Annotated in this window: 2 protein-coding genes; both read left to right on the top strand. The window is 75.9% G+C overall.

All coding sequences use genetic code 11. The annotated features are described in order from the left end of the window. Positions 1-25: 25 nt before the first annotated feature. Complete coding sequence (locus tag K304_RS33095; protein WP_037791265.1) at positions 26-11,410, top strand: type I polyketide synthase; 11,385 nt, start codon at positions 26-28, stop codon at positions 11,408-11,410. 67 nt (positions 11,411-11,477) lie between these two features. Then, on the top strand, positions 11,478-13,608 hold a 2,131-nt coding region (locus tag K304_RS0120125), incomplete at its 3' end, for a type I polyketide synthase (protein WP_027765208.1).

Below are 13,608 nucleotides of genomic sequence, written 5' to 3'. Positions count from 1 at the left end.
CGAACCCGCTGTGGTGACGGGGTCGTTGCGTCGTGAGGACGGCGGTCTGGACCGGTTCCTCGCCGGGCTCGCCGCCGTCTGGGTGCGTGGGGCGCATGTGGACTGGACGGTCGCTTTCGGCGACACTCCGCCGCCGACCGTGGACCTGCCCACCTACGCCTTCCAGCGCCAGTCGTACTGGCCGACGTTCGCCACGACGGAGGACGCCTCTGGTTCCGAGGGTGGCGGCAGTGTCGTGGACGCGGAGTTCTGGGCGGCCGTCGAGCGCGGCGACGCCGCAGCGCTGGCGACGACGTTGGACACCGACACCTCCGTCCTCGATCCGCTGATGCCGGCCCTTGCGGGCTGGCACCGGCAGCAGCAGGAGCAGAACACCACCGACGGCTGGCGCTACGAGGTGAAGTGGCGGCCGCGAGGCCGCATCGACGCCGCTCCGGCCCTCTCCGGTACCTGGCTCGTCGCACTGCCCGCTGCCGTGGCGGACTCCGCGCACGCCGTCGCCGTGACGGACGCGCTCGCCGCACACGGCGCAGACGTGCACACCCTCACGCTCCCCGACGAGGAGGTCGCCGACCGCGAGGTGCTCGCCTCGCGCCTGCGGGACGTTCCCGAGGTCGCAGGCGTGCTCTGTCTCAGCGCCCTGGACGAACGGCCCCACCTCGCCTCGCCCGCCACCTCGAGGGGGCTCGCCGGACTGCTGACGCTCGTCCAGGCACTCGGCGACGCCGACGTGGACGCACCCCTGTGGATCGCCACCTCCGGCGCCGTCGGCATCGGCCCGTCCGACCCGCAGCGCAGCCGCGTCCAGGCTGCCGTCTGGGGATTCGGCCGCGTCGTCGGCCTCGAACACCCGGAACGCTGGGGCGGCCTGGTCGACCTGCCCGCGCGGCTGGACGCACGCGGCGCGGAACGGCTCGCGGCGCTGCTGGCCGACGGGGGAGAGGACCAGATCGCGCTGCGCGACTCCGGTGCCTTCGTGCGCCGACTGGTGCACGCCCGGTCCGCCGCCCGCGACACCTCCCGCACGTGGCAGCCGCACGGCACGGTCCTCGTCACCGGCGGAACCGGCGGCATCGGTTCCGCCGCCGCCCGCTGGCTCGCCCACCAGGGCGTCGACCACCTCGTCCTCACCGGCCGACGCGGTGCGGACGCCCCCGGAGCGGCCGAACTCCAGGCGGAGCTGGCCGAACTCGGCGTCGGTGTCACGCTCGTCGCGTGCGACGTCGCCGACCGCGACGCGCTCGCGGGCGCCCTCGACGCCGTGCCCGACGCACATCCGCTGACCGCCGTCCTGCACGCCGCGGGCGTGGGCCAGTTCCAGCAGCTCGCCGACACCGGCCTGAGCGACCTGAGCGACGTCCTGCGGGCCAAGGTGCTCGGAGCGCTCCACCTCGACGAACTGCTCGGCGACCGCGACCTCGACGCGTTCGTGCTCTTCTCGTCCAACGCGGGCGTCTGGGGCAGCGGCGGGCAGGCCGCGTACGCCGCCGCGAACGCCTTCCTCGACGCCTTCGCCGAGGACCGGCGCCTCCGCGGGCGCACGGCCACCTCCGTGGCCTGGGGCGCCTGGGGTGGAACGGGCATGGCGGCCGACGCCGGGATGGCGCAGCACCTCCAGGCCCGCGGCATCCTGTCGATGGAACCGGAACTCGCCCTCGCCGCGCTGCGCGGCGCCGTCGAGCGGGACGAGACCTGCGCGGTCGTCGCCGACATGGACTGGGCACGCTTCGCCAAGGGATTCACCGCCGCCCGCCCCCGACCGCTGCTGAACGAACTGCCCGCGGTCCAACTGGCCCAGGAGCCCGAGAACGGTCCCGCCGGGGCCGCCGACGAGGACGGCGGTGTGCTGCGCAGCCGCCTCGGCGGCCGGTCGCCGGCCGAACAGCTCCGCGAACTGGTGGGCCTGGTGCGCACGCACGCCGCCGCCGTGCTGGGCCACGCCGACGCGGACGGCATCGAGGACGGCCGCGCGTTCCGCGAACTCGGCTTCGACTCGCTGACCGCCGTCGAACTGCGCAACCGGCTCAGCTCCGTGACCGGTCTGCGGCTGCCCGCCACGCTGGTGTTCGACCACGCGCAGCCGCGCCGGCTGGCCGCCCACCTCCGCGACGAGCTGTTCGGCGGGGACGCGGCGGAGGACGTCGTCGCCGGACAGGTCTCCGCCGTCGACGAGCCCCTCGCCATCGTCGGGATGAGCTGCCGGTTCCCCGGCGACGTGCGGTCGCCCGACGACCTGTGGCGCCTGCTCGAACGGGGCGGCGACGCCCTGTCGCCACTGCCCGCCGACCGCGGCTGGCCGACGGCCGTCGGGGGCGTGCGCGAGGGCGGATTCGTGGACGACGCGTCCGGCTTCGACGCCGCGTTCTTCGGCATGAGCCCCCGCGAGGCGCTGGCGACGGACCCGCAGCAGCGTCTGCTGCTGGAAGCCTCCTGGGAGGCCCTGGAGCACGCCGGAATCGACCCCGCCTCGCTGCGCTCCAGCCCGACCGGCGTCTTCGTGGGCTGCAACAACATGGGGTACGGCGGGGGGCCGGACATCCCCGAGGACGTGCAGGGCCACCTGCTGATCGGCAACGCCACCAGCGTCGTCTCCGGCCGTGTCGCCTACACCCTCGGCCTGGAGGGGCCCGCCGTCACACTGGACACGGCGTGCTCCTCGTCGCTGGTCGCGCTGCACTGGGCGTCCCGTTCGCTCAACTCCGGCGAGTCCTCCATGGCGCTGGTCGGCGGCGTCGCGGTGATGGCGACTCCGGGCAGCTTCACCGAGTTCGGCCGCCAGGGCGGACTGGCGGGCGACGGCCGGTGCAAGGCGTTCTCCGACGACGCCGACGGCACCGGCTGGGGCGAGGGTGTCGGCATCCTGGTCCTGGAACGGCTCTCCGACGCCCGCAGGAACGGCCACCGGGTGCTCGCCGTCGTCAAGGGCTCCGCGATCAACCAGGACGGCGCCTCCAACGGACTGGCCTCGCCGAGCGGTCCCGCGCAGCAGCGGGTCATCCGGCAGGCGCTGGCCAACGCGGGCGTGACCGCCGCCGAGGTGGACCTCGTGGAGGCGCACGGCACCGGCACCTCGCTGGGCGACCCGATCGAGGCGCACGCCCTGCTCGCCACCTACGGGCAGGACCGGGAGGACGGCCGTCCCGCCTGGCTGGGCTCGGTGAAGTCCAACCTCGCGCACACCCAGGCCGCCGCGGGCGTGGCCGGGGTCATCAAGGCCGTGCTGGCGCTCCGCCACGGCGTCATGCCGAAGACCCTGTACGCGGACACCCCGTCGTCACAGGTGGACTGGTCGGCCGGAGCCGTGGAGCTGCTGACCGAGCCCCGGGAGTGGGCACCGACCGGCCGTCCGCGGCGGGCCGGCGTCTCCTCGTTCGGCATCAGCGGCACCAACGCGCACGTCATCGTGGAGGAGGCCCCCGCCGAGACCGGCGACGCCCCGCCGGCGGCACCCGCCGGCGGGCCGGTGGAGCTGCCGCTCCTTCCGCTGCCGGTGTCCGCCAAGACCCCCACCGCGCTGGCACGCCAGGGCGAACGGCTGCTCGCCGCCGTCCCGGACCGGTCGGCCCTCGACGTCGCGCTGTCCCTCGCCACCACCCGGGCCGGGCTGGACCGGCGCGCCGTGGTGCTGGGCGCCGATGCGGACGGAATCCGCAGCGGGCTCGGTGCCCTGGCGGCCGGCGCAGCGTCACCGGCCGTCGTCTCCGACCGGACGCGTGCCGGGCTGACCGGTTTCGTGTTCTCCGGCCAGGGCGGTCAGCGGGCCGGCATGGGCCGTGAACTGGCTGCGGCCTTCCCGGTGTTCGCCTCCGCCCTGGACGAGGTGTGCGCGCACTTCGACGGCCTGCTGGACCGTCCGCTGCGCGAGGTGATGTTCGACGACCCGGACGGCCTGCTGCGGCAGACCGGCTGGGCGCAGCCCGCGCTGTTCGCGGTCGAGGTGGCGCTGTTCCGCCTGGCCGAGTCGTGGGGCCTCGAACCGGACTACCTGGCGGGCCACTCCGTCGGCGAGTTCGCCGCGGCGCACGCGGCCAGGGCGCTGTCGCTGGCGGACGCGTGCACGCTGGTCGCCGCCCGCGCCTCGCTCATGCAGGCGCTGCCCGGGGGCGGCGCCATGTGGGCGGTGCGCGCCACGCCCGCCGAGGTCGAACCGCACCTGGTGGACGGCGCGTCGCTCGCCGTGGTCAACGCCCCCGGCCAGGTCGTCGTGTCCGGCGCCCGCGAGGCCGTCGAACAGGTCGCGGCCGTGCTGGAGGAGGGGCGGCAGTCGCGGTGGCTGGAGGTCAGCCACGCCTTCCACAGCCCCCTGATGGACCCGATGCTGGCGGACTTCGCCCGCGCCGCGGCGGAGATCGACCACCGGCGTCCGCGCGTCCCCGTCGTCTCCACCCTCACCGGCGAGCCGGTCGAGGAGTTCACCGCCGACTACTGGGTCGACCAGCTGCGCGGGACCGTCCGGTTCGCCGACGCCGCGGCACGGCTGGCGGACGAAGGCGTCACCCGGTTCCTCGAACTCGGACCCGACGCCGCCCTGGTGGGCGCCGTCGAGGAGACCTGCGCGGACGGCATCCTGGCGGTGCCGCTGCTGCGCCGTGACAAGCCCGAGCCGCACACCGCGATCACCGCCCTGGCCCGCCTGTGGGCGCACGGCGGCGACGCGGACTGGGCCGCGTTCTTCGCCCCCACCGGTGCCCGCGTCACCGACCTGCCCACCTACCCCTTCGAGCACCAGCCGTACTGGCTCAAGGGCTGGGCCTCGCAGGGCCCGGACGCCGCCGACGGCTGGCGCTACCGGGTCGGCTGGCAGCCGGTCACCGCTGCCTCCGGCACCGGGCCCACCGGACGCCGGCTCGTGCTGTCCCAGGGCGACGACCCGGCGGCCCGTGCCCTGGCCGACGCGCTCACCGCCCACGGCGCACAGCCCGTGCCCGTCACCCTCGACCCCGCCGCGGACCGGGAGGCGCTCACCGCGCTCCTCGCGGCGCACACCGGCGTCGACGGCGTCCTCTTCCTGTCCGGTCCCGCGCGGAGCGGCGGACCGGACACCGCACCCGTCGAGGCCGCGGCCGACGTCGTCCGCGCCCTGGGCGACGCCGGGATCACCGCCCCGCTGTGGTGCGTCACCCGCGGCGCCGTCGCGACGAAACGCACCGACGCACCCCCGCGTCCCGAACTGGCCGCAGTCTGGGGCCTCGGACGGGTCGCCGGGCTCGAACACCCCGACCGCTGGGGCGGGCTCGCCGACCTGCCCGCCGAACCCACCCGGCAGGACCTCGACCGGCTGCTCGGCGTCCTCGCCTCCGGCGGCGAGGACCAGATCGCCGTACGCGCCGACGGCGTGTACGCCCGCCGCCTCGTGCGCGGCGACGCACCCGCGCAGGCCGACACCGACACGACGCCGGCGCTGTCCGGCACCGTCCTGCTGACCGGCGGCACCGGCGCGCTGGGCGCCCACGTCGCCCGCTGGGCCGCCGAACACGGAGCCGAGCACCTCGTGCTGCTCAGCCGGCGCGGCCCCGACGCCCCCGGCGCCGGCGCCCTCCGCGAGGAACTCGAGGTCGCCGGCGCCCGGGTGACGCTCGCCGCCTGCGACGCCGCCGACCGTGCCGCGCTCACCGCGCTGCTGGACCGGCTCGACGGCGACGGCGTCACCGTCGATGCCGTCGTCCACGCCGCCGGCGTCGTCGACGACGCCCTGCTGCACACCATGACCGCGGACCAGCTCGCCTCCATGTGGTCGGCCAAGGCCACGGCCGCCCGCCACCTGGACGAGCTGTTCACCGGACGCGACCTCTCCGCGTTCGTGCTGTTCTCCTCGCTGGCCGGCCTGCTGGGGTCGGTCGGTCAGGCCGGATACGCCGCCGCCAACGCCTACCTGGACGCGCTCGCCGAACGCCGCGCCGCCGACGGGCTCCCGGCGCTGTCCGTGGCCTGGGGTCCGTGGGCCGGCGACGGCATGGCCGCCGACGTCTCCGGCGAGGCGATGCGCCACAGCGGACTCGCACCCATGGCGCCGGAACGCGCCCTGGCCGCGCTCGGCCGGGCGCTCACCGGTCAGGACGCGCACACCGCCGTCGCGGACGCCGACTGGAACCGCGTGGCCGCCGGACGGGACGCGGCCGGCCGCGTCCCGCTGCTGACCGCACTCCTCGACCCCGCCCATCCCGCCGACGGGGAGGCGGCGACCGCGCCCGAGGAGACCGCCGCGCTGCGGCGCGAAATGCGGGCCCTGGCACCGGCCGCACGGCACTCCGCCGTGCTGGAGGCCGTCCGCACGGAAGCCGCGGCCGCCCTCGGCCACCCGTCGATCGAGCCCGTGCAGCCCGACGCCCCGCTCTCCGACCTCGGCTTCGACTCGCTGCTCGCCCTCGACCTCCGCGGCCGCCTCATCGCCCTCACCGGCCTCGCGCTCCCGGCCACGCTGGCCTTCGACCACCCGACCGCGGAAGCGCTCGCCGGGCACCTGCTGGACGAGATGTGCGGCACGGACCCGGCCGAGGAGACCGCGCAGACCACCGTGCCGCGGCCGGCGGACGACGAGCCGCTCGCCGTCGTCAGCATGAGCTGCCGCTTCGCCGGCGGGCTGGAGACCCCCGAGGACCTGTGGCGGCTGCTGGCCGACGGCGCGGACGCCATCAGGGCGTTCCCGGAGGACCGCGGCTGGGACACCGCCTCCCTCTACCACCCGGACCCGGACCACCCCGGCACCTCCTACACCCGCGAGGGCGGATTCCTGCAGGGCGTCGCCGAGTTCGACGCCGAACTGTTCGGCATCAACCCGCGCGAAGCGCTGGCGATGGACCCGCAGCAGCGGCTGCTGATGGAGTGTTCCTGGGAGGCGTTCGAGCGGGCGGGCATCGACCCCCGCTCGGTGCGCGGCAGCCAGGTCGGCGTGTTCGCCGGCACCAACGGCCAGGACTACCCGGCCGCGCTGCACGAGTCCGACGAGAACGTCGCCGGCTACCTGGCCACCGGCAGCTCCGCCAGCGTGTTCTCCGGGCGCGTGGCGTACGCCTTCGGCCTGGAGGGCCCGGCGGTCACCGTCGACACCGCCTGCTCGGCGTCCCTGGTGGCCCTGCACCTGGCGGCGCAGGCCCTGCGGTCCGGCGAGTGCGACGCCGCCCTCGTGGGCGGCGCCAGCGTGATGAGCACCCCGGGTGCCTTCCTGGAGTTCAGCCGGCAGCGCGCGCTGTCCCCCGACGGACGGTGCAAGGCGTTCTCCGACGACGCCGACGGCACCGGCTGGGGCGAGGGCGCCGGCGTCGTGCTCGTGGAACGCCTGTCCGACGCCCGCCGCAAGGGCCACCCGGTGCTGGCCGTCCTGCGCGGCAGCGCCGTCAACCAGGACGGCGCCTCCAACGGGCTGACCGCCCCGAACGGCGCCGCGCAGCAGCGCGTCATCCGCAAGGCCCTGGCCGCCGCCGGGCTCGGCACCGGCGACGTCGACGCGGTGGAGGCGCACGGCACCGGCACCACGCTGGGCGACCCCATCGAGGCCCAGGCCCTCCTGGCCACCTACGGCCGCGACCGCGCACCGGACCGCCCGCTGTGGCTGGGCTCGGTGAAGTCCAACCTGGGCCACACCCAGGCCGCCGCGGGTCTGGCCGGCGTCATCAAGATGGTGCTGGCGCTCCAGCACGGCACCCTGCCCCGGACCCTGCACGTGTCCGCGCCCAGCAGCCACGTGAACTGGGGCGACGGCGCCGTCCGCCTGCTCACCGAGCAGCAGACCTGGCCCGCGTACGGACGGCCGCGGCGCGCCGCCGTGTCCGCGTTCGGCGTCAGCGGCACCAACGCCCACGTCGTCCTCGAGGAGGCACCCGCGCCCGAACCGGTCGCGGCGCCCGCCGAGGAGCCCGTCGCGCCGGAGGGGAGCGCGACGGAGGGGGCCGCGCCGGCCGTCGTGCCGTGGACGGTGTCCGGCGCGACCCCCGAGGCCCTCGCCGCCCAGGCCGACCGCCTGCTGTCCGCCGCCACCGCCCGCGCCGGGCACTGGGACGTCGCCGACGTCGCGCGGTCGCTGGCCGCCGGCCGGGCGGCCCTGGACCGGCGGGCCGCCGTCGTCGGCGCCGGCCACGACGAACTGGCCGCCGGACTCGCCGCCCTCGCGGCCGGCCGGGAAGCCCCGCAGGTCGTCACCGGAACCGCCGGCGCGCCCGGCAGGACCGTCTTCGTCTTCCCCGGCCAGGGCGCCCAGTGGGTCGGCATGGCCACCGAACTCGCCGACGCCTCACCGGTGTTCGCCGCGAAGCTCGCCGACTGCGAGGCCGCGCTCGGCGAGTTCACCGACTGGTCGCTGAGCGAGGTGCTGCGCGGCGAGCCCGGCGCGCCGACGTTCGACCGTGTGGACGTCGTACAGCCCGCGCTGTTCGCCGTGATGGTGTCCCTCGCCGAACTGTGGCGCTCCTCCGGGGTGCATCCGCACGCCGTGGTCGGCCACTCCCAGGGCGAGATCGCCGCCGCCTGCGTCGCGGGGGCGCTGTCCCTGCGCGACGCCGCCCGCATCGTCTGCCTCCGCAGCCGGGCGCTCACCGCGCTCGCGGGGGAGGGCGGCATGGCCTCGCTGATGCTCGCCGAGGAACCGGCCCGCGCACTCCTCGACGGCTACGAGGGGCGCCTCTTCGTCGCCGCCGTCAACGGCCCGGGCTCCGTCGTCGTCTCCGGCGAGGCCGACGCACTCGACCGGCTGCAGGGCGACTGCGCCGAACGGGAGATCCGCATCCGCCGCATCCCGGTGGACTACGCGTCCCACTCGGCCCACGTCGACCGCATCCGCGAGGAGCTGGCCATCGCGCTGGCCCCGACCGTGGCCCGGCGGCCCGAGACCCCGATGCTGTCCACCGTCACCGGCGCGTGGATCGAGGAGGGCGACGTCGACGCGGACTACTGGTTCCGCAACCTGCGGCAGCCCGTCCTGCTCCACCCCGCCGTCCGCGACCTGGCCGACCAGGGCCACCGCACGTACCTGGAGATGAGCCCGCACCCCGTCCTCACCGTGCCCGTCCAGGAAACCCTCGACGACCTGGCCGTCACCGCCGGGCGGGTCTTCGTCGGCGGCTCGCTGCGCCGCGACGAGGGCGGCCCGCGCCGCTTCACCACCTCGCTCGCCGAGGCGTACGTCACCGGCGTGGACGTCGACTGGACGGCCGTCCTCGGCGGCGTCCCACCGGCCCCGGTGGAACTGCCCACGTACGCCTTCCAGCGCCGCACCTTCTGGCCCGGTGCCGCCACCGCCACCGCCACCGACCCGGCCGGCGGCGCCGACCCGGTCGACGGCGCGTTCTGGAAGGACGTCGAGGGCGAGAACACCGAAGGTCTCGCCGACGCGCTCGGCCTCGCGCCGGACGCCCTCACCGACGTGCTGCCCGCGCTGGCCCGCTGGCGCCGCACCCGCCGGGACGCGGCCTCGCTCGACGCCTGGCGCTACCGCATCGCCTGGCGCCCGCTCACCGGCCGCCGGCCGCAACAGCTCGCCGGCACCTGGCTGCTGCTCGCCCCGGCATCGTGCGACCCGGCCTGGCGCGACGCCGTCGCACGGGCCCTGGACGTGCCCGGCATCGACGTACGGACCGTCGACGTCGATGCGGCCAACGCCACCCGCGACGCGCTCGCGGAGCTGCTGCGGCAGCACACGCCGCAGGACGGCCCGGCCCGCGGAGTCCTGTCGCTGCTCGGCCTGCACGAGGAACCCCACCCCGCCCACCCGGCGGTCCCCGGCGGCGTGGCGGCCACACTGCTGCTCGCCCAGGCCGCCGCCGACCTCGGGCTGAAGACGCCGCTGTGGCACGCCACCCGGAACGCGGTGACCGCCACCGGGGCCGACCGCCTCGACGGCACCGCCCAGGGCCAGCTGTGGGGACTGGGCCGGGTGCTCGGGCTGGAGGACGTCGACCGCTGGGGCGGCCTCGTCGACCTGCCCGCCGACCTCGACGAGCAGGCCGCCGGCCGGCTGCGCCACGTCCTCGCGGACACCGGCGGCGAGGACCAGGTCGCCGTACGCAGGGGCGGCGTCCACGCCCGGCGGCTGGTGCACGCCCCCCTCGGCGACCTGCCGGCGCGGCGCGACTGGAAGACCGGCGGCACCGCCCTGGTCACCGGCGGAACCGGCGGCATCGGCGCACACGTCGCCCGCTGGCTGGCCGCTGCCGGAGCCGAACACCTGGTGCTCACCAGCAGGCGGGGCGCCGACGCCCCGGGCGCCGGGGCCCTGCGCGACGACCTGACCGCGCTCGGCGTCCGGGTCACCGTCGCCGCCTGCGACGTCGCGGACCGCGACGCCGTGGCCGCCCTGCTCGCGGGGCTGCGCGAGGACGGCGAGACGCTGCGGACGGTCGTGCACGCGGCCGGCGTGGTGCAGGCCACCGCGATGCCGGAGATGACCCTCGGCGAGTTCCAGCAGGTGGCGGCGGCCAAGGCACTCGGCGCCGCCCACCTGGACGCGCTGCTCGGCGACGCCCAGCTGGACGCCTTCGTACTGTTCTCCTCGAACGCCGGCGTGTGGGGCAGCGGCGGCCAGGGCGCGTACGCCGCGGCCAACGCCTCCCTCGACACCCTGGCCCAGCACCGCCGGCAGCGCGGCCTCACCGCCACCTCCGTCGCCTGGGGCGCCTGGGGCGGCGGCGGCATGGCCGCCGACCCGGGCGCCGAGGAGCACCTGCGCCGCCGCGGCGTGCTGACCATGCCGCCGGAGCGCGCGCTGGCCGCCCTGACGAAGGCGCTGGAACACGACGAGACGGCGCTGGCCGTCGCGGACGTGGACTGGGAGCGCTTCGCGCCCAGCTTCACCGCCGCGCGCCCCCGGCCGCTGCTCGACGAGCTGCCCGCCGTGCGGCGGGCCCTGCGGGCGGACGGCCCGGACGGCCCCGCCGGCGAGACCGCGGACGCGGGCACCGGGCAGGCCGAACGCCTCCGGGCCATGCCGGCGGCCGAACGCGACGCCGCCCTCTTCGACCTCGTACGGGACGCCGTCGCCGCCGTTCTCGGCCACGACGGCGGGCGGGCGGTCGACGCCGGCCGGGCCTTCAAGGACCTCGGATTCGACTCGCTGACCTCCGTCGAACTGCGCAACCGGCTCACCGCCGCCACCGGGATCCAGCTGCCCGCGACGCTGGTCTTCGACCACCCGACACCCCTCGATCTGACGACCCTCCTGTGCGGAGAATTCGCAGGTGAGGGGCAGGAAGAGGAGTCCCCGGAGCAGGTCGTGATGCAGGGTCTGGACAAGATCGAGGCGGAAATTTCAGCTCTTTCCCCAGACCACGACCTCGACGCCCTTCAGGAGAGGTTGCGGAGCCTAATCTCCCGGGTGGGCGACAGGCAGTCCGTCGACACCGACGTGCCCGTGACCCGGCAGCTGGAAACAGCCTCCGACGACGAGCTGTTCGATTTCATCCACCGGGAGTTCGGTAAGTAGGTCCTCTCCAGCCAGGAGCGTCCTCGCACCGACTTCCGCGGCGACGCCGACAGGAGACGGTCCGTAAGTGAACGAGGACAAGCTTCGCGATTACCTCAAGTGGACGACGGCCGACCTCCACAAGACCCGTCAACGGCTGCGTGAGGTGGAGGAAGCCGCCCGGGAGCCCATCGCGATCGTCTCGATGAGCTGCCGCTACCCGGGCGGCGTCCGTTCCGCGGAGGACCTGTGGCGCCTCGTCGCCGACGGCGTCGACGCCATGGGCGGCGTGCCCCTGGACCGTGGCTGGGACGTCGACGGCGTCGTGCCCGGTGTCGACGCCGACACGGTCGGCGGCTTCGTCGACGACGCCACCGAGTTCGACGCCGGGCTGTTCGGCATCGCGCCGCGCGAGGCCCTGGCGATGGACCCGCAGCAGCGCATGCTGCTCGAGGTGGCCTGGGAGGCCCTCGAGCGCGGCGGCATCGCCCCGCTGTCCCTCAAGGGCGAGCGCGTCGGCGTCTGGGTCGGCGGCGCCCCCTCCGGCTACGACGTCGTCGTCACCGGCGAGGAGGGCGTCGACGGCTACGTCATGACCGGCAGCTCCGGCAGCGTGCTGTCCGGCCGCGTCTCCTACGCGCTGGGCCTGGAAGGGCCCGCGGTCACCGTCGACACCGCGTGCTCGTCGTCCCTGGTCGCCCTGCACCAGGCGGCGCACGCGCTGCGCTCCGGCGAGTGCTCCCTCGCCCTGGCCGGCGGCGTGACCGTGATGTCGACGCCGGGCGCGTTCGTGGAGTTCGCCCGGCAGGGCGGCCTCGCCACCGACGGCCGGTGCAAGGCGTTCTCCGACGACGCCGACGGCACCGGCTGGGGCGAGGGCGCCGGCGTGCTGGTGCTGGAACGTCTCTCCGACGCCCGGAAGAACGGCCACCGCGTGCTGGCCGTGGTCCGCGGCTCCGCCGTCAACCAGGACGGTGCCTCCAATGGTCTGACCGCGCCGAACGGGCCGTCGCAGCAGCGCGTCATCCGCCAGGCCCTCGCCGGAGCCGGCCTCACCGCGTCCGACGTGGACGCCGTCGAGGCGCACGGCACCGGCACCTCGCTCGGCGACCCCATCGAGGCGCAGGCGATCCTCGCCACGTACGGACAGCGCCGGGAGGCGGACCGTCCGCTGTGGCTGGGGTCGATCAAGTCCAACATCGGTCACACGCAGGCTGCGGCGGGCGTCGCCGGCGTCATCAAGATGGTCCTCGCGATGCGGAACGGGCTGCTGCCCCGGACCCTGCACGTCGGCGAACCGTCCACGCACGTCAACTGGACCGCCGGCGACGTACGCCTGCTCGACGAGCAGCGGCCGTGGGCCGCCGAGGGGGACCGCCCGCTGCGGGCCGGAGTCTCCGCGTTCGGCGTGAGCGGCACGAACGCGCACGTGATCCTGGAACAGGCCCCGGCACCGGCGGACGACGACACCGCCGAGCCGGAGACCCCGGCCGCACCGCCGACGGCGCTCCCCGTGGTGCCGTGGACGCTGTCCGGGAAGACCGAGGCGGCCCTGCGCGAGCAGGCCGCCCGGCTCCGCGCCGTCACCGACGGCCTGTCCGGCGCCGACGTCGGCCTGTCGCTCGGCACCACCCGCTCCGGGCTGGACCACCGCGCCGTGGTGCTCGGCGGCGACGCGACCGCACTGCGCGCCGGGCTGGAGGCGCTGGCGACCGGCGCGCCGTCACCGGACGTCGTCCGTGACCTGGCGGTCGGCGGGCGTACGGCGTTCGTGTTCTCGGGGCAGGGTGGTCAGCGGGCGGGGATGGGGCGTGAACTCTCCGAGGCGTTCCCGGTGTTCGCCTCCGCCCTGGACGAGGTGTGCGCGCACTTCGACGGGCTGCGCGAGGTGATGTTCGAGGACGGCGACGGTGTGCTGCGGCAGACCGGGTGGGCGCAGCCGGCGTTGTTCGCGGTGGAGGTGGCGCTGTTCCGCCTCGTCACGTCGTGGGGTGTGAAGCCGGACTATCTGGCCGGGCATTCGGTGGGTGAACTCGCGGCCGCGCACGTCGCGGGCGTCCTGACCCTGGAGGACGCCTGTGCGCTGGTGAAGGCGCGGGCGTCGTTGATGCAGGCGCTGCCCGACGGCGGCGCGATGTGGGCCGTCCGCGCCACGCCGGAGGAGGTCGAGCCGCATCTGGTGGAGGGCGTGTCGGTCGCCGCGGTGAACGCGCCGGGCC

It is taken from the genome of Streptomyces sp. CNS606 (genome assembly GCF_000426325.1).
The sequence above is the reverse complement of the archived record's forward strand: the minus strand, read 5'-3'. Positions and strand labels throughout refer to the sequence as shown.